Source organism: Clostridium sp. KNHs205 (genome assembly GCF_000702945.1).
Classification (GTDB): domain Bacteria; phylum Bacillota; class Clostridia; order Lachnospirales; family Lachnospiraceae; genus Anaerocolumna.
This window is the reverse complement of sequence record NZ_JNLE01000005.1, coordinates 376,029-402,582: the sequence shown is the minus strand read 5'-3', so window position 1 is coordinate 402,582 and position 26,554 is coordinate 376,029. Positions and strand designations below refer to the sequence as shown.

23 protein-coding genes are annotated in these 26,554 nt (G+C 40.0%); 16 read left to right on the top strand and 7 right to left on the bottom strand.

Translation table 11 applies throughout. The annotated features are described in order from the left end of the window. Positions 1-19: 19 nt before the first annotated feature. Positions 20-403 (bottom strand): VOC family protein, encoded by a 384-nt coding sequence (locus tag BR73_RS0121420; protein ID WP_033167931.1) that lies wholly within the window; start codon positions 401-403, stop codon positions 20-22. A 379-nt stretch (positions 404-782) separates the two neighbouring features. On the opposite strand from BR73_RS0121420, the gene BR73_RS27775 reads away from it, so the two are divergent. From BR73_RS27775 to BR73_RS0121400, 4 genes are all read left to right on the top strand, one after another. Beyond that, on the top strand, positions 783-1,232 hold the full coding sequence (locus BR73_RS27775) for a helix-turn-helix transcriptional regulator (protein ID WP_051685470.1): 450 nt from the start codon (positions 783-785) through the stop codon (positions 1,230-1,232). Between the two features lie 2 nt (positions 1,233-1,234). Next, complete coding sequence (locus BR73_RS0121410; RefSeq protein WP_033167930.1) at positions 1,235-1,558, top strand: hypothetical protein; 324 nt, start codon at positions 1,235-1,237, stop codon at positions 1,556-1,558. An 83-nt stretch (positions 1,559-1,641) separates the two neighbouring features. Further along, positions 1,642-2,073 (top strand): GNAT family N-acetyltransferase, encoded by a 432-nt coding sequence (locus BR73_RS0121405; RefSeq protein ID WP_033167929.1) that lies wholly within the window; start codon positions 1,642-1,644, stop codon positions 2,071-2,073. 84 nt (positions 2,074-2,157) lie between these two features. Next, on the top strand, positions 2,158-3,327 hold the full coding sequence (locus BR73_RS0121400; protein ID WP_033167928.1) for a pectin acetylesterase-family hydrolase: 1,170 nt from the start codon (positions 2,158-2,160) through the stop codon (positions 3,325-3,327). 187 nt (positions 3,328-3,514) lie between these two features. Here the strand turns inward: BR73_RS0121400 and BR73_RS0121395 are convergent, their stop codons facing one another. Further along, the gene (locus BR73_RS0121395; protein WP_033167927.1) at positions 3,515-4,081 is read right to left on the bottom strand and encodes a cysteine hydrolase family protein; all 567 of its coding nucleotides are present in this window, start codon (positions 4,079-4,081) and stop codon (positions 3,515-3,517) included. Positions 4,082-4,143: 62 nt separating this feature from the next. Next, a complete protein-coding gene (locus tag BR73_RS0121390) occupies positions 4,144-4,533 on the bottom strand; it encodes a helix-turn-helix domain-containing protein (protein WP_033167926.1) in 390 nt (129 codons plus the stop codon). 217 nt (positions 4,534-4,750) lie between these two features. On the opposite strand from BR73_RS0121390, the gene BR73_RS0121385 reads away from it, so the two are divergent. Beyond that, complete coding sequence (locus BR73_RS0121385; protein WP_033167925.1) at positions 4,751-5,290, top strand: nitroreductase family protein; 540 nt, start codon at positions 4,751-4,753, stop codon at positions 5,288-5,290. A 70-nt stretch (positions 5,291-5,360) separates the two neighbouring features. On the opposite strand, the gene BR73_RS0121380 is transcribed toward BR73_RS0121385, so the two are convergent. After that, the gene (locus tag BR73_RS0121380; RefSeq protein ID WP_033167924.1) at positions 5,361-6,230 is read right to left on the bottom strand and encodes an AraC family transcriptional regulator; all 870 of its coding nucleotides are present in this window, start codon (positions 6,228-6,230) and stop codon (positions 5,361-5,363) included. A 142-nt stretch (positions 6,231-6,372) separates the two neighbouring features. Here BR73_RS0121380 and BR73_RS0121375 point away from each other — a divergent pair, with 142 nt between their 5' ends. The 4 genes from BR73_RS0121375 to BR73_RS0121360 all read left to right on the top strand — a co-directional run bounded on the left by BR73_RS0121375 (position 6,373) and on the right by BR73_RS0121360 (position 10,023). After that, a complete protein-coding gene (locus tag BR73_RS0121375) occupies positions 6,373-7,842 on the top strand; it encodes an alpha-L-fucosidase (protein WP_033167923.1) in 1,470 nt (489 codons plus the stop codon). Positions 7,843-8,079: 237 nt separating this feature from the next. After that, complete coding sequence (locus tag BR73_RS0121370; protein ID WP_033168815.1) at positions 8,080-8,631, top strand: GNAT family N-acetyltransferase; 552 nt, start codon at positions 8,080-8,082, stop codon at positions 8,629-8,631. A gap of 296 nt (positions 8,632-8,927) precedes the next feature. After that, positions 8,928-9,362, top strand: coding sequence for a VOC family protein (locus BR73_RS0121365; RefSeq protein ID WP_033167922.1), 435 nt, complete (start codon positions 8,928-8,930; stop codon positions 9,360-9,362). A 91-nt stretch (positions 9,363-9,453) separates the two neighbouring features. Beyond that, entirely contained in the window at positions 9,454-10,023 is a 570-nt protein-coding gene (locus tag BR73_RS0121360) for a GNAT family protein (RefSeq protein WP_033167921.1), read from the top strand. On the opposite strand, the gene BR73_RS0121355 is transcribed toward BR73_RS0121360, so the two are convergent. After that, a complete protein-coding gene (locus BR73_RS0121355) occupies positions 10,020-11,270 on the bottom strand; it encodes a diaminopimelate decarboxylase (protein ID WP_033167920.1) in 1,251 nt (416 codons plus the stop codon). The genes BR73_RS0121360 and BR73_RS0121355 overlap by 4 nt on opposite strands. Positions 11,271-11,337: 67 nt before the next feature. Between BR73_RS0121355 and BR73_RS0121350 the strand changes: the two genes are divergently transcribed. The 6 genes from BR73_RS0121350 (at position 11,338) to BR73_RS0121325 (ending at position 20,089) form a co-directional block, all read left to right on the top strand. After that, the gene (locus BR73_RS0121350; RefSeq protein ID WP_242860740.1) at positions 11,338-12,738 is read left to right on the top strand and encodes a PLP-dependent aminotransferase family protein; all 1,401 of its coding nucleotides are present in this window, start codon (positions 11,338-11,340) and stop codon (positions 12,736-12,738) included. 446 nt (positions 12,739-13,184) lie between these two features. Then, positions 13,185-14,015, top strand: a complete 831-nt coding sequence (locus BR73_RS0121345; protein ID WP_033167918.1) for a zinc dependent phospholipase C family protein — start codon at positions 13,185-13,187, stop codon at positions 14,013-14,015. Continuing rightward, complete coding sequence (locus BR73_RS0121340; protein ID WP_081848826.1) at positions 14,012-15,307, top strand: MFS transporter; 1,296 nt, start codon at positions 14,012-14,014, stop codon at positions 15,305-15,307. Before BR73_RS0121345 ends, BR73_RS0121340 begins: the two co-directional genes overlap by 4 nt. 370 nt (positions 15,308-15,677) lie before the next feature. Then, positions 15,678-16,298, top strand: a complete 621-nt coding sequence (locus BR73_RS0121335; RefSeq protein ID WP_033167917.1) for a TetR/AcrR family transcriptional regulator — start codon at positions 15,678-15,680, stop codon at positions 16,296-16,298. Positions 16,299-16,590: 292 nt separating this feature from the next. After that, positions 16,591-18,357, top strand: coding sequence for an ABC transporter ATP-binding protein (locus tag BR73_RS0121330; RefSeq protein WP_033167916.1), 1,767 nt, complete (start codon positions 16,591-16,593; stop codon positions 18,355-18,357). Between the two features lies 1 nt (position 18,358). Continuing rightward, complete coding sequence (locus tag BR73_RS0121325) at positions 18,359-20,089, top strand: ABC transporter ATP-binding protein (protein WP_033167915.1); 1,731 nt, start codon at positions 18,359-18,361, stop codon at positions 20,087-20,089. 444 nt (positions 20,090-20,533) lie between these two features. Here the strand turns inward: BR73_RS0121325 and BR73_RS0121320 are convergent, their stop codons facing one another. Both BR73_RS0121320 and BR73_RS0121315 read right to left on the bottom strand, forming a co-directional pair. Next, positions 20,534-21,514: a DUF3298 and DUF4163 domain-containing protein gene (locus tag BR73_RS0121320; protein WP_051685469.1), complete on the bottom strand. Its 981-nt coding sequence runs from the start codon at positions 21,512-21,514 to the stop codon at positions 20,534-20,536. Positions 21,515-21,655: 141 nt separating this feature from the next. Beyond that, on the bottom strand, positions 21,656-22,150 hold the full coding sequence (locus BR73_RS0121315) for a sigma-70 family RNA polymerase sigma factor (protein WP_033167914.1): 495 nt from the start codon (positions 22,148-22,150) through the stop codon (positions 21,656-21,658). 449 nt (positions 22,151-22,599) lie between these two features. Here BR73_RS0121315 and BR73_RS0121310 point away from each other — a divergent pair, with 449 nt between their 5' ends. Continuing rightward, positions 22,600-26,406, top strand: coding sequence for a phosphoribosylformylglycinamidine synthase (locus BR73_RS0121310; protein WP_033167913.1), 3,807 nt, complete (start codon positions 22,600-22,602; stop codon positions 26,404-26,406). Positions 26,407-26,554 lie beyond the last annotated feature (148 nt).

Genomic DNA, 26,554 nt, shown 5'->3' with positions numbered 1-26,554 from the left:
AGCGATTTATAAAATATTCTTAGATAGTTATTTCAATCTGATTGTTTTCTCCGTCCAGAACACAGCTTTCATAATAGCCGTCACCTGTAGTACGGGGACCGTTGATAACCTGATAACCAGAATTTCTAAGTTTTTCAGTAAGTTCATCAACTTTCTCTCGGTTTCCGACACAGAAAGCAAGATGGGCATATCCGGTTTGTATTGGCATTTTCTCATCGGAAGCCATATCCGGGCGGTTCATAAGTTCCAGTCTTGCACCGTCTTCAAAGGTAAGAAAGTAAGTGCGAAGACCGGTATTGGGGTTGTGGTATCCGTCATTGGATATTCCACCGAAGAATTGCTGGAAGAAGTTTCTGCTGCTTTCTAAATCCTTTACATAGATGGCAATATGTTCTATTTTCAAAGAAAACCTCCTATAGAAAAGTAATTATTTTTGGTTGCTAATGTGTTATTGCTATGATATAAATTAAATGAATCAATTTTTAGGTGTGATAAATTCATACTATCGAAGTTTATGGCGGGTTATATAATGAATAAGATAAAAATAACTTTCAATATATTTTAATTATATCATAATATCTCCATGATTTGTAAAGAAAGATTAACCTTAAGAATTTGCTTTTGAGTTTATGAAATAAGTTTGCTATTATAGATAAATGGAGCATTTGATACCCATGTAACATGTAATGCAACCATAATGTAACATAAAGAAACTCATAATTGGTAGAGACATTACTGCAAATGGCTTAGGATAAAGAGGAAAAAACAATGGAGGTACCAAGATGGGATTAGGAAGTAAAATAGCAGATGCACGAAAAGCAAAAAATATGACACAGGAGCAATTGGCAGAATTAATGTCTGTTACCAGACAATCCATATCGAGATGGGAATCAGAGCAATCTTATCCGGAAATGGATAAAATTGTTTATCTGGCTGAAATATTAGGTGTAAGCTGTGATTATCTTTTAAAGGACAATTGTGAAAAGACAGAAACAAAAAAAGAAAGCGGTAATGCCATTACCAGGTTATTGTATGGACTGAAAGGGAAGAAGGTACGTCTTACATTTTACAGTGAGGCTGCTGACTATGATCTGGTGAATTCAAATTGTGTGATTAAAGACTTTGACGGGCAATGGATCAACGTAGAGTATACGAAGGGGAAGCAAACAGAAAATAAGCTGCTGCCAGTGTCTTCAATACTTTCTATTAAGTATGTGAGGGAGGGGAAATAGCCATGGAATACTTAGGATATATATTTGGTCTGATAGCCTTCGTCTGGTGCTGCAATCTGAATACGCAGGTTGAGAAACTCAAACGTACCCTGAAAGAGAATAATATTGTTAATAGTGAAAAAACATCTTTGAAAGAAATACTTGAGAAAAATATCGGTAAACGTGGAAAGATTACTTTAGAGAGTGATGCTGCGGATTACGACATTACAGCCAAACATTGTATCATTCAGGATATCGATGAAGATTGGGTGCAATTAGAGGTTGAGAAATCAGGCATCCAGAAGCTGATAAGAATAGAGTCCATAAAAAGTATACAGTTTAAATAATACAGTTTAAATAACAGTTTAAATAATAGTTTAAATAATACAGTATAACAAATGGCAGTATTAAATACAGACAGGAGAACAATATGGGACAGGAAATCGAATTTAAGAAGGACAGCTATTATGTTACATCGGACAGGAGCAAACTGGATATACAGGCAGTATGCCAATTACTGAAACAGACCTATTGGGCAGAGAAACGGCCAGGTGAGATTGTTAGAAAATCCTTGGAGAATTCACTTTGTTTTTCTTTATTTGAGGACAATAAGCAGATAGGTCTGGTGAGGGTTGTTACAGATTATGCAACCTTTGCATATCTGTGTGATGTGATAATAGATGAAAATTACAGGCATAAAGGGCTGGGAGAATGGTTCCTTAAGTGTGTATTTAAGCACCCGGAGCTTAAGAATTTAAGACGCTGGTGCCTGGCAACAAAAGATGCCCATACCTTTTACGAGAAATTCGGTTTTCGCCCGTTATCACAGCCGGAACATTTCATGGAGATATTTAACGGCTAATCATTCCACCGTATATGAAATTTCAAATCAGGGTTTTTGGTAAAAAGTACATAAGCAAAAATAGAAACAGGGTGGAAGAGTGGAATGAATAAGAAGACTATTCGAATAATTGGGATTTGCTTTGCCGTATTACTGGCAGCAATCACTTTACTGGCTGGAGCAGTGTTGATGTTTGTTATTGAAAGACCCACTCGCATCAGTGATTTTAAGCAAACCAAATTCGGTAAATGGAATAGGATTGATTTGGGAAACTCCGTTACTTCAGCGGATGGTTCAGAGTATTACATCCTTACAAAAAAAGGAAAGAGTACGGATAAGGAAAATAACTGGATAATTTACTTTTCCGGTGGAGGTATGAATTGGGATGAAGACTCAACAGCAAATCCCATTAGTCTGGCTACAATGTTTAAGGGTGGAGGACTTACTTACTTTTCCAATATTCCTTTTTACAAACTCAATACGATGAAAGGCATTCTGGAGGAAGAGAATGATAAGAATCCTTTTGGCAATTGGAATTATCTTTATATTCCATATACCACGGGGGATTTTCATATCGGCAATAATGTTGTTGAATATGAAAGTAAAGGGAAAACCTATAAGTCCTTCCATAACGGAAGAAATAATGTGTTAGCTGCTCTTAAGTGGTTTCAAGGGAATGCAGACACACCGGACAAAATATTCGTATGCGGTGAAAGTGCGGGAGGCTTTGGTGCAGCCTTCTGGACACCTTATATTGCTGAAGGTGAGCCTGAAGCCAGGATTTATGAATATACGGACAGCTCCTATATCCAAACAGAAAAATGGGAAAACATCATGGATTCTTATTGGAATGCGGAGGTTCAAGGTAATTTCCATTTCAAGCCAGAAGCTGATATTATTAAAGCAGTTTTTCAATATAATGCTGATAAATACCCTAATATAACATATCTGCAATCCAATACACTATATGATAATCTATTACTGAATTTCCAGAAAAGGCTAAATGATGAAGAAATGGCAGATTCGGAATATAAAGATATCTGGAGTGGTCAAATGTTGGCCTCCGCAGCAGATTTATCTAAAGAATTCAGTAATTACCACTACTTTATAACAGATTACGGGGTAGATGAAAAAACAGGAACTACACCTCATACCCTAAGTGTTTCCAAGGATTTCTATGAAGCAGAGGAGGAGGGGATAAGTCTTAGTGAGTGGCTCTGCCGGGCAGTAGAGTTTGAGGATTACAGGAATGTGGGAAGCCGCTTTATGAGGTAAGAGAAAAGGTCTTTTTTCATAAAAGTAAGGGCATACCATTAGTGAATTTAATAAATATTTCCAAAAAGATATCATAAATACCAGTAGTTAAAAGTTGAATAGTATGCTCCCTCTTCTGTGGAAACAGGAATCAAAAACTGCTTCTTAAAGAGGGAGCATTTTATATTCGTTTATTAATCTTATCGTATTATGATTTATTAAAAGACCATAAATGTTCCTTCAGTTCTTCTGTTATGATAACCTGAGCAAAAATTCCATTCAGGGATGCCATGATAGTATTGTGTACAGTATGAGCAGAAATTACATTTTCCTTCCAGACAAGATCCTTTGTGGTACAGGCGTCCTCAAGAACTGTTACATGAAATCCGTGATCTTTTGCATTTCTTACAGTGGTATCAATACACATATGACTCATCATTCCGCATATAACAAGGTGGGTAATGCCAAGCTTATGGAGTTCCTCAGCCAATGTGGTATTTAGAAAGGCATTGGGAGCGTGTTTTATTATAACTGCTTCCTCCTTAAGGGGCGATACACTTGAATGTATTTGGACACCATAGCTATCCGGCAGAAAAAAAGTTGCATTTTCCTGAATGCTTACATGCTGAATGTGAAAGAGAGGTTTTTTTAGCTCTCTGAAGAGTGATAGTGCTTTGGCAGCATTATCAGCTGCAGCTTTGGGCTGAAACAATTCACTTCTGCCGCCTTCAAAATAATCATTCTGTATATCAATAAGAATAAGTGCTGAATTCATTTCTTTACCTCCGGCTTTTTTCTGTATTATAAGCTGAAAACCTGAGGCTGTAAATTACCCACTTATTTGTGGGTATCAGATAAGTACTTTGTATACGGGATACCTTTTTGGTCAAGTACATCTGTCATACCATGTTCAACCATATATTCGATTCCAATTTCCTGCATTATATCAATAGCCTGTAATATCTTTCTGCCTTTGTCAGGTGTAAGAAAATATTCCACGTGAAGAGGATAACCATCAAAGCTTTGTTTTCCAACCAGTCCGAATTCCTGTAATTCTTTTAACTGCTGTAAAAGCATCTTTTGATTAATTCCGGCGATGTCATGCTCTAATTTGGTTAAAGCGGCATTGCCGTACTTTAGCTGAAACAGAATAATGGTCTTCCATTTTCCTTTTATAATGTCATGAACGATTTCCAAAGGACAGGTGTAGCTTGTTCTGATTTCCATGGAGACTCCTTTATATATGCTAATATTCTTGACTTTAGTAATATATATCTTATACTGACAAGTAAGGAGAAGTTTGTCAAGCAATACTTAATTACATAAGTTTATATTTTTACCAACAGTAATATAAGGACCTCATATTTGGTGATTGTAGTACGAAGTAATATAAAATATGTAGTTATCTTATTCTAAGCTTAAAAATATGAAAAGGAGAGCAGTAATGATAAAAGAAATAGAAAACAGAAGAAGTATCCGAAAATACCTGGAGAAAGAAGTAGAAACGGAGAAGTTGACACAGATTCTGGAAAGTGCCAGACTCGCTCCCTCCGGCAGCAATACACAGCCCTGGCATTTTATTATTGTAAGAGAAAAAGGATTAAAAGAAGAGCTTGCAGCAGCTGATCATAATCAAAGGTGGATGCTGAAGGCTCCTGTTTTTATCGTTTGTGTGGCTGACATAGCATGCCGTCTGGAGGACACAAAGAATTTATACCTGGACGAGAACAGCCCTGAACCGGAATTGAAACAAATTATCAGGGATACAGCTGCTGCAATCGAACATATCTTACTGGAAGCAGAGCATACAGGTTTGTCTGCCTGCTGGACTGCCTGGTTCAAGCAAGCAGATATAAGGCCAATTCTTAATATTCCCAATGATAAATATGTCTGCGGAATTATTCCACTTGGCTACGGTGACGAAGCTCCGGGAGGGAGACCAAGAAGAAAATTAGAGGATATGGTAAGGTATGAAAGCTGGTAATCTGACTGTAATAAAGAGTTGGTGAAAGTTATAAGTAAAAAGATTTATAGGGGATGAATGTATTATGTCATTATGTTTTGGCGGAATTACTGTAATTACGGTATTTTCCGGGTGTAACACCATATTTCTTTGTGAATAGTCTTGAAAAGGATACTTTGTCTCCGAAGCCGCTGCGATGGCTTACCTCAGTTAACGGGAGCTTGGTATTTTTTAATAGGCGGGAAGCCAGTATCAGCCTGCATTTTATAACATAGTCAATGGGTGAGACACCATATACGTCGCGAAAAATTCGAGTGAACTGCCGCTCGGAAAGGCAGGCCATGGCTGCCAGATCACCCAGAGTTATCTTTTCAGTCAGATTTTCATGGATATAATTAACCGTATGAATAATCTGTGGTGTTTTAGCGGAAGCTCCGGTCAGGCTGGGTGAATAATTTCTGGACAGAAAAGTAATAAGGGTAAGAAGGTAGGATTTAATGGAAAGCTTATAGCCTGCCTTTTTTTCCTGCCATTCATTTAAGATGAGCTCGCTTAATATATGAACCACAGAGAGCTTCTCTTCCTCCAACATCATAAAACTGGTGTAGTCGTGCTGGTATTTATCAAAGGGCTGCAGGATAAACAGTGCCTGAAAACCGGACAGCTGTTCTAAATCTTCTTCTAACAGCAGCAATTTATCCAGATCGAATTTATAATTGTATATCTCAAGATTATCTACATTCTGTATTTCATGAACATAGGAAGGCATTATAACAAGAACATCCCCTCTCTTAATATGATAGGTTCTGCCCTCCACGATATGGTCTGCACTTCCGCTTAAGATAATCTCCAGCTCTATGAAATTGTGGGTATGGGGAGAATATGGCTTTGTATGAACTCCCTTGTCAACCCAAAAGGGAAAATCAATTCTTGCAAATTCCAGTATGTTATATTCCTTCATAATGTCTGGATTGTATACCAAATTGTCTTAATTGTCAACTGATTTGGATAGTAACATTTGATATAATGAGAGCAGTAACAGCAAATGCCAGGAGTGAAAAGAACGGAGATTTTAGTCACCTTGGTTGGAAAGCGAGGTATCTATGGATAGAATAAAATACAGAGAAGAAATTGAAAGAGTTATAAAGACAGGGCGGTTTCAGGATAACTGGGATTCCCTGTCCGGTTATGAGCTTCCCGAATGGTATAGAAAGGCTAAATTCGGTATTTTCATTCATTGGGGAATTTACAGTGTGCCGGCTTTTAGCAGCGAGTGGTATTCCAGAAACATGTATATTCAGGGTTCCAAAGAATTCGAACATCATGTGAAGACATACGGTGAGCATAAGGATTTCGGCTATAAAGATTTTATTCCCATGTTTAAAGCAGAAAAGTTTGATGCCGGTGAATGGGCGGACCTTTTTAAAGCCTCCGGGGCAAAGTATGTTGTGCCGGTAGCGGAACATCATGATGGGTTCCAGATGTATAAAAGTGAGATATCCCATTATAATGCTGCTGAGATGGGACCAGAAAAGGATGTATTAGGTGACCTGAAAACTGCACTGGAAAAAGAAGAGATAGTATTAGGAGCATCCTCTCACCGCATTGAGCACTGGTTCTTTATGAGTCATGGTAAGGAATTTGACAGTGATATCAAAGAGCCATTGGTTTGCGGAGACTTCTATTGGCCTTCCATGCCGGAACCGGACCACCATGATCTTTTTAGTGCCCCACCTACAGAGGAGTTTCTTAATGACTGGCTTCTTCGTACCTGTGAGATAGTAGACAGGTACAGGCCAAAAATTATATATTTTGACTGGTGGATACAGCACAGTGCCGCTAAGCCTTATTTAAAGAAATTTGCAGCCTATTACTATAACAGAGCCATTGAATGGGGCGAGCAGGTAGTAATTAATTATAAACACGATGCCTTTATGTTCGGATGTGCCGTAGTGGATATAGAGAGAGGACAGTTCGCAGAACAAAAGCCGTACTTCTGGCAGACAGATACAGCGGTTGCTCTGAATTCCTGGGGATATACAGAAAATAACAGTTATAAAAAAGCCAGGGATATTATCTGTGACCTCATCGATATCGTCAGTAAAAACGGCTGCCTGTTATTAAATATCGGACCCAGAGCAGATGGCTCCATACCAGAGGAAGATAAAGCGATTCTTACAGAAATCGGTGACTGGTTAAAGATAAACGGAGAAGGTATCTATGACAGTAAGTTATGGAGAATATCAGGGGAAGGACCAACCCAGATTGAAGAAGGACAGTTTACAGATTCCAAAGAGAAGGTCTTTACAAAAGAAGACATCAGGTTTACAGTCCGGGGCAGTTATCTCTATGCTTATGTCTTGAATTTCCCGAAGGACGGTAAGATATCCATTCATGCACTTGGTGAGAAGAATGCATCAAAACTGCCCAATTTTCATGGTGTAATAAAGGATATATCCATACTCGGATATGAAGAGAAACCTCAATGGATAAGAGAAGAAGAGGCTCTCTACATCAATACCCAGACAGCTGCAAGTGATAAACCCGTAGCCTTTAAGATATTAATAGACTGATATTGTAATCTTTTATCTCCTGTTTTATAATGTAGCAATAGTTATGCCAAGAGAAAAATAAAAGGTACTCATTCCAGGCTTAATTTAAGACCTTATTAAATACTTATTTGTGATGCTGCAAAGACATGATGACAGAATGAATGAAAGAAAAGTTCAATTTGAGACTGCCCCTATAGGTCACCTTTTTCCAAATACGGCAGCATCACGGCAGGTCTGGGATACGAAATGGGTGTAAAGATGAAGATTGAAAAGAAACAGTATCAGATAAACGGCTTAAATTATCATATCCGTTCTGCAAAAGAAGAAGATGCAGAGGAACTTTCGGTAATCAGGCTTCAGATTGATGGTGAAACTGAGAATCTGGACAGGGAACCGGGAGAAGGATACCTTGGTAAAGAAGACTTTAGAGTAATTATAGAAAATGATTCAAAAGCAGCGAATCACCTGTTTCTTGTAGCCGAAACAGAAGAAGGCAAGCTTGCCGGATTCTGCAGATGTGAAGGAAGTACCTTAAAACGTCTTTCTCACAAGGTGGAATTTGGAATCTGTATTCTGAAGGAATATTGGGGTTATGGCATTGGTAAAAGCCTAATGCAGGAAACCCTTGCCTGGGCAGACAGTAATAATATTAAAAAGATTACTCTCAATGTATTGGAAACCAATGAAAAAGCCATAATCTTATACCAGAAATCTGGGTTTTTAGTGGAAGGCATCCTGCGGAATGATAAGCTTTTATCTGACGGAAAATATTATAATACTGTAGTAATGGGAAGATTAAAGGAAGAGTAAAAAATACCCCCTTTGATTGGAGACGGGAAAACTCCAATCAAAGGGGTATTCTATATTAGTGAGGGTTTTTGATATTAGAGTGTGCCTGAAAACTCATGGTGTAATTTTGCAGCAGCCACTAGGTGTTTTCTGATTTAAATAATAAAATTTGCTAATTTAAATAATAAAATTTGCTGACTTATATAATCAAATTATGTAATTAAATTGCAATTGAACATTACCGATAATACATGCTATAATTCTATTTTACAGATACTTTTTAACCAGGGAAAAATTAAACGACGGAGGATATAACTATGAAAGAACAATATTTATTTTCTCGGATAGGCTATACCTATCTGCCGACAACTAAAATTGATGAATCCATCCAGTGGTATACAGAGAATCTTGGATTGAAACTAATGAATAAATTTGAAGACAGAGGTTCTTACATTGCAGTCTTACATTATCCCGATACTAATGCAATAGCATTGCTATTAGTGGAAACAGCGGATTATAAGCCCCTTGCCCTGCTGAGAAATGGAAAGGATTATCCGGTAATGGCAATGAATTGTCCGGATATTGCATATACCCATAAAAAGCTTATTGACAATGGTGTTGAGGCACAAGACATTCAGGTATTAGGGGATGGGGAAGCCAAATATTTTTATTTCAAAGACAATGCCGGAAACTTATTGGAAGCTGCCTGGTCCTCGTGGGATCCTGTATTTGAAGTAAAGGAAGATTTCTAGGGAATGATTAGTATTAATAAATATTGTACGCCAAGGTGCGAAGGGTTATTAGCAGGAAAGAAAGCTTACGCATTTTAAGAAAGAGGACATTATGAGCTATAAAAGTAACCGCTTAGTTCTAAAGGAATTTACAGAAATGGATTTTGAAAACATCTATTCTGTTTATTCAAATGAAAAAGTGATGAAATATGCTTTATTGGACAGGGTTACCAGCAGAGAAGAATTAACACCTTATTTTGAAGAAATTCTCCGAAGCAATAAACTTACGGAAAAACGTGAATTGTATGCATACGGTATATACCTTTCCAAAGAAGGAAACTTTATCGGTACTGCCGATATTGAAGTATACCGGCAGAATTCTCAAGGCGGCTGTGGTGAAATTGGTTATTTTTTGTTACCTGACTTCTGGGGCAGCGGATATGCCTCGGAAGCAGCCGGTATATTAACAGAGATTGGTTTTTGCCACATCGGGCTGCACCGGTTGTGTGCAAGCTGTAACGCCAATAATCAGCATTCCGAAAATGTAATGAGAAAACTCGGAATGCAGAAAGAAGGCGAACTTCGTAAGGAACGTTTTAAAGAAGGCAGCTGGGTTAATGAACTGCGTTATGGTATCTTAAAAACAGATTGGGAAAACCAGATGCGGCTTTCTAAATCCTAATATTTGATAGGGTAATCAAGGGTTGCAAAATAATCCTTTGCAGTTTCAGCCTTACGAATGAGTTTCAGTGAGTTATCTTTACATAGAAGAAGCTCTGCCGGACGGAGCCTACCGTTGAAGTTATTTCCATGTGAATAGGTATAAGCACCAGCATCATGAAATATAAGAATATCTCCTTTGTCAACAGGAGGGAGCAGCCTGTCTGCGGCAAACCGGTCTCTGTTCTCGCATAATGCCCCGGTAATAACATAAGAGCAGTCAGGCTTTTTAAGCTCTTTACCTGCTACCGTAATATAGTGGTAATTAGTATATCTGGAAGGACTCATAAAACTGTTAGTAGAGGCATCCAGCCCCAGGAAGGTTTTGGAGGCCTTTTTAATATGCAGTACGGAGGAAACGAAATAACCATAGGGTCCGGTCATGAATATACCCAATTCAAGATATAAGGGTATAGGTGTCAATCCGGCAGCACCCAGTATCTCATCATAAGCTTTTCGTATGGAAGCACTTACCGCATAAATATCAGTCTCAGGTGCTGTCTCATCATAGGGTATTCCAACCCCTCCGGCAAGATTGATAAATTCAAGCTGAATTCCTGCACTTTTAGAAATAGTAACTACCTTCTCAAATAGATTTCTGGTATTTTCTTCGAAATAATCAGCTTCGTTTCGGTGGCTGCCGAATTGACAATGAAGTCCGAAGCGCTTCACTCCCTTTTCCTTTAAATATTTCACACCGTTTATAAATTGCTCTGCCGTAAAGCCAAATTTGTGATCTTCAAAATCAACAATCAGTTTGTCCTTATAGTAAATCTGCCCGCCGGGATTTAAACGAAAACAGATAAGTTCCGGAAGACTGACATATTCCATTAAATAGTCAATATGTGAAAGGTCATCCAGATTTATAATGGATTGAAGCTTTGCGGCTCTCTTAAATTCAGCCGCTGAGGTAACGTTGGAGGTAAACATAATGTCCTCTCCGTAAAAGGAGCAGGAATCTGCAAGCATTAATTCTGTTTCAGAAGCACAGTCCACCCCGCAGCCTTCCGACTTAAAGAGTTCTAAGATATATGGATTTGGTGTGGATTTTACAGCAAAATATTCACGAAAGCCCTTATTCCAGGAAAAAGCAGCTTTAAGCTTTCTGATATTATTTACAATGGCAGCCTCTTCATAGATATAAAAAGGGGTAGGATACTCTTTTACAATCTGTTGCAATTCCTGTAAGTTCAGCGGAAAAGTTTTCATAACTATATTCTCTCCTTTGCAGTTTTATGATATAGTCATCTTATTAAAATTATACTTGGATTACAAGGTGAAAAATACTAAACTGTACCGGTATAGATTAGAAGAAAAGCAGGTAAACAAAGGAATGTATAAATATCAAAAATTAGCAGAGTCCATCCGTGAGAACATTTTAAAAGGTGTATTAAAGCCAGGAGAGAAGCTTGCCTCCATTCACTCAGTGGCCACTGAGAAAAGCTGTAATACAGATACGGTAATAAAAGCCTACAGACTATTAGAGGAAGAGCATTTGATATATTCCGCTGCCAGAAGCGGTTATTATGTGGTAAAAGTAATAAACAGATTACAAGACAACAATACAGCGACAGATCTTAGTACGGTAAGACCTCCGGACAGTATTAATCCCTATAAGGACTTCTATCATTGTATGGAGAAATCAATCACCATTTATAAGAATAGTTTACTGGAATATGCACCCTCTCAGGGGATGGAGGAACTAAGAGTAGTTCTGGCAAAGCATTTAATGAACTTTCATATCTTTACAAAACCACAGGATATCTGCATCACGAACGGTGCACAGCAGGCCTTGTATATCCTGGCTGCCATGACCTTTCCGTGCAGAGGGAAGAAGGTGTTAGTAGAGCAGCCCACCTATTCTGTTATGCTGCAGGCCTTGTTCTGTAATAAGGTGCCAATTGCGGGAATTAAACGTACCGGTGAAGGCCTTGATCTGGAGGAGCTTGAGGCACAATTTCGGACAGGTGATATCAAGTTTTTTTATACCATGCCCCGGTTTATGAATCCCACAGGTTTCAGTTACAAAAGGGAAGAGAAACTTAAGATTTTAAAGCTGGCTTCCCGTTACGATGTTTATCTGGTAGAGGATGATTATCTGGCAGATCTGGAAACAGATGAGAAAGAAGATTCCTTCTATGCCATAGGTGAGAAAGATAAAATTATCCATATTCGAAGCTTTTCTAAAACTCTTCTTCCGGGATTACGTCTTGGGATGGCAATTGTACCGGAGGCCTTAAAAGAAGAGTTCTTACGTTATAAGCAAAGTATGGACCTTAACACTCCGATACTGACACAGGGAGCGCTGGAAATCTATTTAAAGAGCAGCATGTACAAATCACATGTAGCAAGAACCAAAAAATTCTACCAGAAGAAAATGCAGGTACTAAAAGAAATCTGTCATAGTACTTTTGGGGAAGAAGTTTATTATCATGTTCCGGATTCCGGAATTTATGCCTTCGTTCAAACAGAAAAGAATACAGCAGAAGCAGTGGTAAACAGATTAAAAAAGCAAGGTATTCTGGTAAACAGTATTAAGAACAGCTATTTGCCTGGTTTTGGAGAGAGTGAAGGAATACGGCTATGTGTTTGTAACTGTGAGGATAAGGAATTGATAAGAGCCGTCAAGTTGTTAAAGGAAGGGATGGACAAGTGTATAAAAGGAGCAAATGCATAAAAGGAGAAAATGTATAAAAGGAACAAATATATAAAAGGAACTAATGAATAAAAGTAGCAAATGAATAAAAGGAACTAATGTACAGAAGGAGCAAATGAATAAAAGGAACTAAGGTATGGAAGGAGCAAATGAATAGAAGGAACTAATGAATAAAAGAAACTAATGAATAAAAGAAACTAAACTATAAAAGGAATAATGTTTAACGGAGCAAATGCATAAAAGGAACTAATCCATAAAAAAAAACAGATGTATAAATTTATGAGAAAAGTAAGTGTTTCCTTGTATGCTTTAATCTAATATTATCAGGTAGTTAATAATAAGCTAAAAGATGAGATTTACCTTAATTTATCATAAGGGATATAAGAAACTTAACATTATTTTAGTATAGTTACCTCAGATGAAAATAATCACAAGGAAAGACGATTAGTCTGAGGAGGTGTTCCCTTATGCCGTCAACTTATGCTCATTACAGATTAGGTAAAGAAGTGGCACTTTCTTTACCTGAAGGATTACGGAATATAATAAATAAACATATAGAGCTGTACGATATAGGTCTTCATGGACCGGATATTCTGTTTTATTATAAGCCTTTTTTTGCAAACCGCGTGAATCAGACCGGGTTTGGCATGCACGAGGAGCCGGGAAAGTATTTCTTTGAAGGAGCTGGAAATATCATCAGAGCAAAAGAAAAGAAGGAAGCTCATCTGGCTTATATTTTCGGATTTATCTGCCATTTTGTTCTGGATAGCCAATGCCACGGCTATATTGATGAGAAGATTGAAAGAAGCGGAGTCAGCCATACGGAAATTGAAGCGGAGTTTGACAGAGAATTGCTTCAAAGGGATGGATACAATCCCATAAGCAAGTCCCTGACAGAGCACATTCTTCCCTCTGAGAGAAACAGTACAGTGATATCAGAATTCTTTCAGGATATTTCAACGGAAGAAATAATCCTATCCCTGGAATCCATGAAACATTACAATCAGATGCTGTTAGCACCAAGGCTGTATAAACGCCTGGTTATCTATGGAATTCTGGCGGTGACTGGGAATTATAAAGAAATGCAAGGGCTGGTTATTAACAGAAAGCCCAACCTGAACTGTGAAGACAGCACGGAAATGTTAAAGCGGTTGTATGTTACAGCTGTTGGGGAATCTATCCGGCTTATTACAGAATACGATGATTATATTAGGCAGAAGCAACCTCTGGATAACAGGTACCGCCTTACCTTCGGGTCTAAGGATGAAGCGATGTTGAAGGAGGAGAGACTGGCATGAAGATAAAATTGACCAGACTGGAAAAGAGTTGGGTCCTCTATGACGTAGGAAACTCTGCTTTCACTCTTTTGGTTTCAACTATTATTCCTATTTATTTTGACTACCTGGCTGAACAGCAGAATTTATCTTCTGTCAGCTACCTTGCCTTTTGGGGATATGCAGTTTCTATTGCTACCTTACTGGTCGCCTTATCAGGACCAGCACTTGGAACCATTTCAGACAGTGAAGGCTTGAAAAAACCCATTTTTTTAGGTTCCATACTGCTTGGGGCAATAAGCTGTGTTGCGCTGGGACTAGCGACTGCCTGGCTGATGTTTCTGATAGTTTTTGTATTAGCAAAGGTGGCATATTCTTCTAGTCTGATATTCTATGATTCCATGCTGCCGGATATTACCACAGAAGAACGGATGGATACGGTATCAGCACAGGGATTTGCCTGGGGGTATATTGGAAGCTGTATTCCTTTTATAGCCTGCTTGGGTCTGGTTATGGGAGGTGATTCTCTCGGACTTACCCTGCAGCAGTCCATGGCAATATCCTTTGGGCTGGTAGCTCTTTGGTGGGTTCTTAACTCCCTTCCCTTTCTTAAGAAATACAAGCAGGTGCATAGTGCGCCTAGGAGAAAACATGCTGTGGCAGACAGCTTTAAAAGCTTATTCAGAACTATTAAGAACATACGGAAAGAAGCAGAGATTTTCTGGTTTCTTCTGGCCTTCTTTTTTTATATTGATGGTGTATATACAATTATTGATATGGCAACAGCTTATGGCAAAGCTCTTGGGCTTGACAGCACAGGACTGCTGCTGGCTTTGTTGCTTACCCAGTTTGTGGCGTTTCCCTGTTGTATCCTCTTTGGAAGACTGTCTGCAAGAATTTCCTCTGACAAGCTGATAACAGTCTGTATTATGGCTTACTTAGGAATCACCATCTTTGCCGTATTCATGAATCAGCAGCTGCATTTTTGGATTCTGGCTGTTTTAGTGGGGATGTTTCAGGGGGGTATTCAGGCGCTGTCCAGATCCTACTTTGCCAAGATCATTCCGGCAGAGAAAGCCGGGGAATATTTCGGTATTATGGATATCTGCGGAAAAGGGGCATCTTTTCTTGGGACAGCTTTGGTAAGCGTAATATCACAGCTGACAGGAAGTATCAATAAAGGTGTTGGTGCCATTGCAATCTTGTTTGTAATCGGAATACTTCTGTTTCGTAAGGCAATCTCTATGCGCAGTAATACCAGTGATAATGATAATACAATAGATGAGGATATATGCCTTCAGGAGCAAAAAATCTGAAAGGTCAGGCATATACATTCGATAACAGGCTGCTTTACAAAGGGGTAAAGCAGCCTGAACTAATTGGATGTCTGAACTAATTGATATCTAAAATAATTTGATTCCTTTAGTAACTGGATACTAAAAATTGAGATACATAAAATGAAAGAATGCCTGAAATAATTACATTTATATATTTAAATATAGTTGAAAAAACTAATCCAAGGAAGAGCTATAAAAATTAATCTCATATATATATGAATCATAATGATGAAAGATTATCAAAAGAGGAATTATAAGTGAAACCGTGTAATAGAGACTTGACACATAACAAGTAAGATGATAATATAACGCTGTTATATAACGGTGTTATATTCAAGGAGGCAGTAGAATGACAGAACAGGAACAATCAACCAAAGAGCGTATATTACAGGCGGCCAGAGAAGAATTCTTAAGAGTGGGATTTCAGAATTCCTCTCTGCGATCTATTGTGAAGGCAGCCGGAGTGACTACCGGAGCATTTTATGGTTATTTTCCCGATAAGCTCTCTTTGTTTAACGCCCTTGTGAAAGAACCTGCAGAACGACTCTATGAGATTTATTTAAAGGGACATGATTATTTTGCAGAACTGCCGCCGGAAAGAAAGATAACTGAAATGAAGGAGATCACCAAGGCCGATGTAATAGAGTGTTTTCATTATGTCTATGAACATTTTGATGCCTTTAAGTTGATTATCTGCTGCAGCGAAGGTACTTCCTATGAAGATTACCTGCATCGTCTTGCCGAAGTTGAAGTTAACAGTTCCTATACCTTTTTCTCATGTTTGGAGAATATGGGAAGAACAGCTCCCGTTATGCCGGATGATCTGAATCATATGCTGGCCAGCGCTTATTTATCCGGTTTTTTTGAAATAGTAGTGCATGATATGCCAAAAGAAGAAGCCTGGACTTATGTGGATAAGCTCACCGATTTTTTTGCCGCAGGCTGGAAGAACCTGCTGGGCTTTTCCTAGGGTGTGCCTGAAAACTCACTGTACCGTTCTGATTGCCTCACTTTGGAGTATGCGTTGCGATTTCGGAGATACTGCACCTTTATATCCCCGATACTCGTCTTGCAGTCGCACGTAAATAACCTCCTCCAAAGTGGACACTAATCCCGATACAAGCTTTTTCAACACATGCTTGAGGGATTCTGAAAAGGCAGGGTATCGTGCTGTAGGTATTACAAGGGGTATGATTCGTTTAGCCCCTCTATTTTTTTGATGTGAATGTTAGAGAATTCTAACAGTTTAAGGAGGATAATTTATGTCAAAGGAAAAATTACAAAGTAAAAAGCCGGGAACCACTGCAAGGCTGGCAGAATATGCAGGGGAGCACAGGAAAGAATATGTGCTGTCAGTAGTGCTTGCCATATTAGGTGTCGGTGCCGGCATGGTGCCCTATTATGCGGTGTCCCGGATGATACTCCTGTTGCTGGAGGAGAATAAGGAGTACCGTGTTTATCTTATCTGGGGTGGTGTAATGGCGCTTGGATTCTTAGGAAAGGCTGTTTTTCACAATATTTCAACAACCATGTCACATAAGGCGACCTTTGCCGTTATCTCAGAAATCAGAAGACGTATCGGCAAGAAACTGAAACGGGTTCCTATGGGGTACGTTCTTGACACACCTTCCGGTAAATTCAAGAACATTATGGTAGAAAAGGTAGACAGCATAGAACCAACCCTGGCACATGTACTGCCGGAAATGACATCCAATCTGCTGATACCCATCGCCATTGTAATCTATCTCTTTGCAATTGACTGGCGTATGGCATTGATATCCCTGATAACTCTTCCTGTTGGTGCAGTGTGTTATATGGGAATGATGAAGGACTATGAGCCACGTTTTGCTGAATATGTAAGAGTTGGACAGCACATGAATGCTACAGCAGTAGAATACATAAACGGTATTGAAGTAATTAAAGCTTTTGGGCAGTCCGCCTCTTCCTATAATAAATTTACCGATGCAGTTCGCCACAATGCCAATTATGGGTTGGACTGGATGAAGGAAGTGCAGCTGTATTTTTCCATGGGAATTGGAATCTGGCCGGCAGTGCTCATCGGAGTGCTTCCGGCAGGCTGTATCTTTTACCGCGGCGGTTCCCTGACAGCCGGTGATTTCATCACTATAATGATCCTGGCCCTTGGTATTATGTCACCACTTTTATCGGCTATGTATTATACAGATGATCTTGCCAAAATAGGTATTATCGTCGGCGAGATAGGAGAGGTACTGGAGGTAAAAGAACAGGAACGTCCGGAAAACAGAGCTTCCTTAAAGGGACTTGATATCAAGCTGAACAACGTTACCTTTGGTTACAAAGAAAAAGAGGTACTTCATGGAGTGAATCTCTCACTTCCTGCCGGTACGGTTACGGCATTAGTTGGCCCCTCCGGAGGAGGAAAATCAACTATAGCTAAGCTGATTGCTTCCTTTTGGGATGTCACCACCGGTTCTATAACCATTGGCAGTGTAAATCTGAATAACATACCTCAGGCGCAACTGATGGAACTGATTGCTTATGTTGCCCAGGATAATTATTTATTTGACCAAAGTATCCTTGATAATATAAGACTAGGAAATCCGAAGGCAACAGATGAACAGGTCATAGAGGCTGCAAAGGCTTCCGGCTGCCATGAATTTATTCTGGGCCTTGAGAACGGTTATGATACCATCGCAGGTGGTGCAGGCGGTCATCTCTCCGGCGGCGAAAGACAACGTATAACCATTGCCCGTGCCATGTTAAAAAATGCTCCGATTATTATTCTGGATGAAGCAACTGCTTATACCGATCCGGAAAATGAAGCAGTTATCCAGAAGGCAGTTGCCAGGCTGGTTGAAGGAAAGACACTGATTGTTATTGCTCATCGCCTGTCAACCATTACAGATTCCGACCAGATAGCTGTTATTAAAAGCGGTCAGGTAGCCGGTGCTGGAACTCATGAGGAACTGTTACAATCAAATCCTTTATACAGTGAGCTGTGGCAAGCACATATCAGCTCCAAAGACAGAATAGAAGGAGGACAATAAAATGATTGGAACCATTCGCAAATTTTTTGCCTTTGCCGGTAAGAGAGGCAGCTTGATGAAGAAGGGAATCCTTCTGGCATTTATCAATTCTGTCTTTCAGGCATTTCAGATATTAGCTATGGCAGTAGTGTTAAGAGCCATAACAGAAGGAAATGTTACGGCAGGAACGGCCTGGACTTCTTTTGGTATCATGCTTGCAAGTATGGCAGGTGCTATATTAACCAGACAGCGGGCAACCATGGCTCAGGCACAGGGTAGTTTCTATATGTGTGCGGATAAACGCTCAGAAATGGGTGATCGAATGAAATATATACCCATGGGATATTTTAACGATAACAGTCTGGGAAAGATAACGGCAGCGATAACCTCTACCATGGAGGATGTACAGGATATCGCTCCAAGAGTTATGGATAAGATTATACATGGCTATGTCCATTCCGCAGTAATAACTGCAATGCTGCTTGTATTTGATTGGCGTATTGGACTGATTATTCTGGGAGGAATCCTCTTATTTATAGGCGGAAATTCTCTCATGCAAAAGAAATCCAGAAAGATTTCTCCAGCCAGAGTAGCAGCCCAGACCACTCTGGTGGGAGCAATTCTTGAGTATGTACAGGGAATCAGTGTAGTAAGAGCCTTTAATCTGGGGGAATCAGCAAGCCACACCTTAGAGAGAGCAATAGCAGAGTGCGAGAAAAATAACGTCCGTTTAGAGCTTGCGTTTATACCGTTTATGTTCCTGCAGAGCATCCTGCTTAAATTCGTCAGTATACTGATAGCAATTGCATCCATTGGATTCTATTTGTCCGGGACAATGGAACTTATAACCTGTCTGTTAATGCTTATATCAGTATTCCTGATATATAGTCAGCTAGAAACTGCCGGAAGCATGTCCTCACTGCTGCGTTCTGTAGATATAGCCATTGACAGAGTAGATGAAATCGGAAACACACCTATCATGGACGGCAAGGGTAAGAGCATAAGACCTGCCGACTTTACCATAGTAGGAAAGCATATAGGTTTTTCATATGAGAAGCGTAAGATTCTTAAGGATGTATCCTTTACCATACCCACCGGTACCACTACCGCTATAGTAGGCCCCTCCGGCGGTGGAAAATCCACACTGTGCAATCTTATTTCCAGGTTCTGGGACGTAGAAGAAGGTTCCATTACCTTAGGAGGAAAGGATATCAGGGAGTATACCTTAGACAGTCTGCTGTCTAATTTCAGCATGGTATTCCAGAAGGTATATCTGTTTAATGATACTGTACTGAATAATATTAAGTTTGGTAAACCAGAGGCTACCTTTGAGGAGGTACAAAAAGCAGCCAGAAAGGCAAGATGCCATGATTTTATCATGTCACTTCCTGAAGGATACAATACAATGGTAGGAGAAGGCGGAGCCAGCATGTCCGGTGGCGAGAAGCAGAGAATCTCTATTGCCAGGGCAATACTAAAAGACGCACCTATTGTAATTCTGGACGAAGCAACAGCAAATGTGGATCCGGAGAATGAGAGCAGACTGCAGGAAGCGATTGCAGAAATGACAAAGAATAAGACGATCATTATGATTGCCCATCGACTTAAGACAGTTCAGAATGCGGAGCAGATACTGGTTTTAGAGGACGGAAGGATTACGCAGAGAGGTACCCATAAACAGCTTTTATTCCAGGACGGCTTATATGCCAGATTTGTCGGAATGAGAGAAGAAGCTATGGGCTGGAAGTTGTAGCAGTTATTATTTTAAACTGTAGAACTAGTTAGAATTACGAAATTTACTTAATGAAGCAGCCCTGTCAGAAGAGGCTCTATGGTTGTAGTTATAGCAATAGAGTCTCATTTGTTAAGCCTGTTAAAAGCTGCTGGGTTCAGGCTAAGTATCTTAACCCTTTAAGTGTCTTAGAACTATTAATGGTTCTAAAGGACCGTTCCCTATTAAATGTTCTGAAGCTATTGAGCTGTTATTATATTATAAAATCCATGAAACACTGTAAAGGCTAAACAAGCACATAGCAGAAAAATAAACGACGAACTTAAATATAATCCAGGAAACACTGTAAAGGCTGAACCTCTTACCTTAACAGTGTTTCCTGGATTTTTAATTAGTCATGAAGCATAAATGAATTATACTGTAAAATAAATCTCAAAAAATAAGAAATTTGGTTAAGACATCTTACTAGTGAATATAGTAATCGCTGACCAACAGATCTTTTATTACTTCTGTAGGTATTACGAACTCCACAATTCCCATATATCCCGGTGCAATATCATATTCGTTAAAGGAAATCACCAGTTTTCCAGCTTTATTAATATAGAAGTTCTGATCTGAGGTGATAGTCTTAAAATCATCCTCCGAACCATCCTCCAGAAAATAAGTCTTGCCATCCTCACCTTTCATCTGTTCCTTCATCTGGGAGATTATGTTTTCGCTTATTTTATTGATATATCCACTATCCTTAAACAGACTTGACAGTGTCAATACCAGCTGATTTTTTTTATCAATTGTATCGTAATGGATGCTTTCACTTCCTGAGGCAGCTATTTCTGTCTTTTCACTGGCTAATACCAGAAGTGAATCCGTATCAAGAATAACCTTGTAATCTGAGAAAAGAGCAGTGTTGGCATTTTTTAAATCATCTGTACCAATTTTATCCAGGAACTCTTCGTACAACCTGGTATTTTCTTCAAGGTATTTCTTATTCAGCATATCCTCAAGCTCTTTATCCGACAGTCCTCTAACCTGAGGAATATTAACCTGGGCTTCATGATGTTCATCCTTGTAGCTATATTCCCGGAAGGTTACTACTTTTACAAAGCCGCCTATGGCAGGAACCTCTGCCATAGCTTTGGCAGCTGCAGGGCTGACATTTACGGTTATGATAAGCAGTGCGGCTGCAGAGGCAACAGTTGAAACCAGACCGGTGGAGAGCTGGCTTATCCATTTTCTGCAGCGGAACTTTTTCTTTTCAAGTCTGAGGGTCTTTCTTACGAGAGAATCTAACTCCCTGGGGATGTCCTGACCTTCATAAGACTCTTTCAATTTCCTCATAGGTTCCTCTGGTAAGATGTTACTGATATTGTTTTTGTTATTTTCCTGAATTGGTACGTCTTTTCTATTTATATTGCTGTTACTGCAGACATTACTACTATTTTTCATATTTACTCCTTTCGTGAATGGCAAATCTTCAACGATATTTCTGAATCCGTAGTTAAATAAACAATTTTTATTATAACCTGACTCCATCTGTCTACTTAAGCGCAAGGTTATTTACTTTAATGAAAGCTATGGTTTTGTCCTTCAAGTTTCCTCCGCCTTCAATTCCATTTTAAGCTTTTTCAGAGCGGCATAGAGCTTCGTTTTCACTGTGTTTTCATTTTTTCCAAGAATCAGCGCGATTTCCTGCAGTTTTAAATCTTCAAAGTATCGCAGGATAATAATAATACGGCTCTCAGGAGATAATCTCTCCAAGGCCTTATGAAGATCCAGGTCTTCATAAGAGTCCTCCGTATGATAATCTAAATGCTCCCATTCAGCCTCATCCAGATAAGCATATTTCTTATTTTTTCTTATAAAATCCAGGGAAGTGTTTATGACTATCCGATAGAACCAGGACTTTACATAAGAAGCCTCCTTTAAGGCTCTTCGGGAGGAAAAGGCCCTGACAATGGACTCCTGTACAATGTCCAGAGCATCTTCTCTGCTTCTTACATAGCTAAAGGCCAGTCTGTAATAATTGTCCTGATTATGAAGGATAAACTCAGCTAATTCTTCATAGGTGATATGGAGTTTCATAGTATCCTCTCAATCCGCTGTTCAGAGAAATTCAGGGTTGTGGAAAATCAGATTGTCTGTACTCACCACTGGCTCTAAAAGCGGAAACGTGTTATTATTTGAAGTAACGGGCATGCATGTGTTGTCTTCTATTTATAAGACGTATTATGAAGGCAAAAAGTTTTATAATAAATAGTATAAGATGAATTTTTTTCATGTAAACATTAGGCAGGCTTATTAACACTTTAATATATATTAATTTCAATTATAAAAACAGCTGTGTTATAATGAGGTAAGATTTTATGGCAGTAGAATTATGATATCCCTGTAACAGAGGTATGACGGAGAAAATCCTGCCGTTTTGGAAAATAGAAAAGCAGCATATAGGTTAAATATCAGCAGCAGCCTTAGAGTAGCATTCAGTGACAGTTGAAGGAAAACGTGAGCAAAGATGGGAATGGAGGAACAACATGAGCAGCGTCAGAAGAATTTATGTAGAGAAGAAACCGGCATATGCCGTTAGAGCACAGGAATTACTGGAAGAGATAGAAAATTACCTTGCAATAGGAAGTTTAAAACAGGTTCGGGTATTGAACCGATATGACCTTGAGAATATCAGCGAGGAGACCATAGAGAGAGCTTTAGGTACGGTATTTTCTGAACCTCCCGTAGACCTTCTGTTCACCGAAGAATTTCCGAAGGAAGAGAAGGATTTCGTATTTTCTGTAGAATATCTTCCCGGTCAGTTCGATCAGAGAGCAGATTCTGCCGTTCAATGTGTGAAATTATTGTCTCCCAAGGAAGCTCCGGTAATTAACTGTGCAACCACCTATGTATTATCCGGTAATCTGACGGAAGAAGAATTCCAGAAAATCAAAGCCTATTGCATCAATCCCGTAGACTCCAGGGAAGCAAAGCTTTCGAAACCTCAAACTCTTGAAACCACTTATAATGAACCGGAGGATGTAGCTGTTCTGGCAGGTTTTACCGGTATGAACAGTGAGGAGCTAAAGGACTTTTATAAATCCCTTAACCTTGCCATGACCATCAAGGATTTTCTTCATGTACAGAAGTATTTTGCATCAGAGGAGAAAAGAGATCCCTCTCTTACGGAAATCAAAGTTCTCGACACCTATTGGTCTGATCACTGCAGACATACAACCTTTCTTACAGAGCTTACCAAGGTAAAGATTGAAGACGGGTATTTTAAAAAACCTCTTGAAGAATCATTTCTAAGATATCAAAAAGATCATAAGGAATTGTATCAGGGCAGAGAGGATAAATATATGTCCTTGATGGATATAGCCCTTATGGCTATGAAAAAGCTGAAGAGCCAGGGGAAGCTTAAGGAAATGGAGGAAAGTGAGGAAATCAATGCCTGCTCCATTATTGTTCCCGTTGAAATTGAAGGAAAGAATGAGGAGTGGCTGGTATTCTTTAAGAATGAGACCCATAACCATCCCACTGAGATAGAACCCTTTGGTGGTGCTGCCACCTGCCTGGGCGGTGCCATAAGAGATCCCTTATCCGGCAGAGGTTACGTCTATCAGGCAATGAGAGTTACCGGTGCAGCAGACCCGAGAGTGGCTATTGAAGATACGCTTAAGGGAAAGCTCCCTCAGAGAAAGATCGTAACCGGCGCGGCAAGCGGCTACAGCTCTTACGGTAATCAGATAGGACTTGCTACCGGACTGGTTGATGAAATCTATCATCCGGGTTATGTGGCAAAGAGAATGGAAATCGGTGCTGTAATGGGGGCTGCTCCCAGAAAGAACGTTATGCGAATGTCCTCCGAACCGGGTGACAGGATAATCCTTCTGGGAGGAAGAACCGGAAGAGATGGCTGCGGCGGTGCTACAGGCTCTTCCAAGGTGCATACGGAAGCCTCCATTGAAACCTGCGGAGCGGAAGTTCAGAAAGGAAATGCACCTACCGAAAGAAAGCTTCAAAGACTTTTCCGCAGGGAGGAAGTCAGCAGGCTGATTAAGAAATGCAATGATTTTGGGGCCGGCGGTGTGGCGGTTGCAATCGGAGAACTGGCAGACGGATTGTTTATTGATCTGGACAAGGTCCCTAAGAAATATGCCGGACTTGATGGTACAGAGCTTGCGATATCCGAGTCCCAGGAGAGAATGGCACTGGTAGCGGATGCAGGAGATGTAGAAGCACTGCTTCAGTATGCAGAGGAAGAGAACCTGGAAGCAACTCTTGTGGCGGAAGTCACGGAAGAGCCCAGACTTGTTATGGTATGGAGAGGCAAGGAGATTGTTAATATATCCAGAGAGTTTCTAAATACCAACGGTGCTCATCAGGAAACAGAGGTTGTGGTAACACCTCCTGAAGTCCAGGATAATTATTTTAAAAAAGGCAGCAGCTTTTATGACAGAAAGTCAGAGGGTTCCAGGACAGCTGAGAGTTTTTCCTTTAGAACTAAGCTGCTTAAGGTATTGAGTGACCTTAACAGCTGCTCCAAAAAGGGACTGGTAGAGATGTTCGACAGCTCTATCGGAACTGCAACGGTTACGATGCCCTATGGCGGTAAATACCAGACCACACCGGTACAGACCATGGCGGCAAAGCTTCCCTCCTTAAAAGGCGAATGCGATACCGTTACCTTGATGAGCTATGGTTTTGATCCCTTCTTATCCAGCTGGAGCCCATATCATGGTGCGGTGTATGCCATCCTCTCCTCTGTTGCAAAGATAGTTGCATCCGGCGGAGATTATAAAACTATTTATTTCACCTTCCAGGAATATTTTAAGAGACTGGGAGACGATGCCAAACGCTGGGGAGAACCTCTGGCAGCATTACTGGGAGCTTATGAAGCTCAGTTAAGCTTAGGGCTTGCTTCTATTGGCGGCAAAGACAGTATGTCCGGAACCTTCCAGGACATTGATGTACCTCCTACCCTTGTATCCTTTGCCGTAGCAATAACAAAAGCTTCTCAGGTTATTACCGGAGAAATAAAAGAAGCAGGCTCTTACTTAATCGCAGTCCTGGCAGAGAAGGACGACTACGATCTGCCGGCTTATGAGTCAATCAAGGCCTCCTATGAAAAGGTTCATGAACTTATGAACAAAGGACTTGTGTCAGCAGCATACGCTCCCGGAGCTTTTGGTATAGCTGAGGCAGCAAGTAAGATGGCTTTTGGAAACAAATTCGGTATTGCTTTTCAGAAGGAACTGACAGAAGAGGAGCTTTTTGCGCCGGCATATGGTGCCCTGCTTCTGGAAGTGAAAGAGGAAGGTCTGGCAGCCATAAGGACCTCTGAATTAAACTTTCTCTATGTAGGTGAAGTTACGGCTGATAAGACATTTACTTATAAAGAAGCTAAGGTGGAACTGAAAGAAGCACAGCACAGCTGGGAAAATTCTTTGGAAAAAGTATTTCCTACCTCCTCCGGAGTGAAGGAGACCTTAATTGATACAGGTATTTACGAAGAAAAGAAGACTATCTATTATACAAAAGAAAAAATAGCAAAACCCAGAGTATTTATTCCTGTATTTCCGGGGACCAATTGTGAATACGATTCTGCCCTGGCTTTTGAGGCGGCAGGTGCTACAGCAGATATTGTAGTATTCCGTAACCTTACACCGGGAAGTATTGAGGAATCAGTTGACAGATTCGTTAAGGCAGTGAAGGAAGCGCAGATAATCATGTTCCCCGGCGGATTTTCAGCAGGTGATGAACCCGATGGTTCCGGTAAGTTTATTGCCACTGCCTTTCAGAATGCAAAATTAAAGGAAGCAGTTGATGATCTCTTAAAGAAAAGAGATGGTCTGGCACTTGGTATCTGTAACGGCTTCCAGGCTATTATCAAACTGGGGCTGGTGCCTTACGGTGAGATTACTCCTCAAAAGGAGGATTCCCCTACGTTAACTACCAATCATATCGGACGCCATGTTTCCAAGTATGTATATACAAAAGTTGTATCCAATAAATCACCCTGGCTTAAGAGGGCAGAACTTGGCGGAACCTATGCAATCCCTACCTCTCATGGGGAAGGAAGATTTGTTGCAAACCAGGAATGGATAAGTAAGCTATTTGCAGCAGGACAGGTTGCTACCCAGTATGTGGATTTAAGCGGAAATCCTGCAATGAGCGAGGAGTTCAATCCCAATGGTTCTTATTACGCCATAGAGGGTATCACAAGTCCTGATGGAAGAGTTCTTGGTAAGATGACGCATTCGGAAAGAAAAGGTAAAGGAGTTGCTGTAAATATTACCGGCAACCGGGACCAGTATATCTTTGAATCCGGTGTTGAGTATTTCAAATAACTTTATAAGCTTAGAAACATATGTTAAATTGTATTACAGATCACCCCGGCAAATGTGCTGACCCGGGGTGATTTTTATGCTTTTATGGAAGTGAAGCCTTTTTAATGCTTTCAGATATAGAAAGGATTAGCCGGAACGATTCATTGAT

Bases quoted from the DNA above. Each gene is read 5' to 3' on its own strand.
- BR73_RS27775 (WP_051685470.1), top strand. From the start codon at position 783: ATGGGATTAGGAAGTAAAATAGCAGATGCACGAAAAGCAAAAAATATG.
- BR73_RS0121410 (WP_033167930.1), top strand. From the start codon at position 1,235: ATGGAATACTTAGGATATATATTTGGTCTGATAGCCTTCGTCTGGTGC.
- BR73_RS0121405 (WP_033167929.1), top strand. From the start codon at position 1,642: ATGGGACAGGAAATCGAATTTAAGAAGGACAGCTATTATGTTACATCG.
- BR73_RS0121400 (WP_033167928.1), top strand. From the start codon at position 2,158: ATGAATAAGAAGACTATTCGAATAATTGGGATTTGCTTTGCCGTATTA.
- BR73_RS0121395 (WP_033167927.1), bottom strand. From the start codon at position 4,081: ATGAATTCAGCACTTATTCTTATTGATATACAGAATGATTATTTTGAA.
- BR73_RS0121390 (WP_033167926.1), bottom strand. From the start codon at position 4,533: ATGGAAATCAGAACAAGCTACACCTGTCCTTTGGAAATCGTTCATGAC.
- BR73_RS0121385 (WP_033167925.1), top strand. From the start codon at position 4,751: ATGATAAAAGAAATAGAAAACAGAAGAAGTATCCGAAAATACCTGGAG.
- BR73_RS0121380 (WP_033167924.1), bottom strand. From the start codon at position 6,230: ATGAAGGAATATAACATACTGGAATTTGCAAGAATTGATTTTCCCTTT.
- BR73_RS0121375 (WP_033167923.1), top strand. From the start codon at position 6,373: ATGGATAGAATAAAATACAGAGAAGAAATTGAAAGAGTTATAAAGACA.
- BR73_RS0121370 (WP_033168815.1), top strand. From the start codon at position 8,080: ATGAAGATTGAAAAGAAACAGTATCAGATAAACGGCTTAAATTATCAT.
- BR73_RS0121365 (WP_033167922.1), top strand. From the start codon at position 8,928: ATGAAAGAACAATATTTATTTTCTCGGATAGGCTATACCTATCTGCCG.
- BR73_RS0121360 (WP_033167921.1), top strand. From the start codon at position 9,454: ATGAGCTATAAAAGTAACCGCTTAGTTCTAAAGGAATTTACAGAAATG.
- BR73_RS0121355 (WP_033167920.1), bottom strand. From the start codon at position 11,270: ATGAAAACTTTTCCGCTGAACTTACAGGAATTGCAACAGATTGTAAAA.
- BR73_RS0121345 (WP_033167918.1), top strand. From the start codon at position 13,185: ATGCCGTCAACTTATGCTCATTACAGATTAGGTAAAGAAGTGGCACTT.
- BR73_RS0121340 (WP_081848826.1), top strand. From the start codon at position 14,012: ATGAAGATAAAATTGACCAGACTGGAAAAGAGTTGGGTCCTCTATGAC.
- BR73_RS0121335 (WP_033167917.1), top strand. From the start codon at position 15,678: ATGACAGAACAGGAACAATCAACCAAAGAGCGTATATTACAGGCGGCC.
- BR73_RS0121330 (WP_033167916.1), top strand. From the start codon at position 16,591: ATGTCAAAGGAAAAATTACAAAGTAAAAAGCCGGGAACCACTGCAAGG.
- BR73_RS0121325 (WP_033167915.1), top strand. From the start codon at position 18,359: ATGATTGGAACCATTCGCAAATTTTTTGCCTTTGCCGGTAAGAGAGGC.
- BR73_RS0121320 (WP_051685469.1), bottom strand. From the start codon at position 21,514: ATGAAAAATAGTAGTAATGTCTGCAGTAACAGCAATATAAATAGAAAA.
- BR73_RS0121315 (WP_033167914.1), bottom strand. From the start codon at position 22,150: ATGAAACTCCATATCACCTATGAAGAATTAGCTGAGTTTATCCTTCAT.
- BR73_RS0121310 (WP_033167913.1), top strand. From the start codon at position 22,600: ATGAGCAGCGTCAGAAGAATTTATGTAGAGAAGAAACCGGCATATGCC.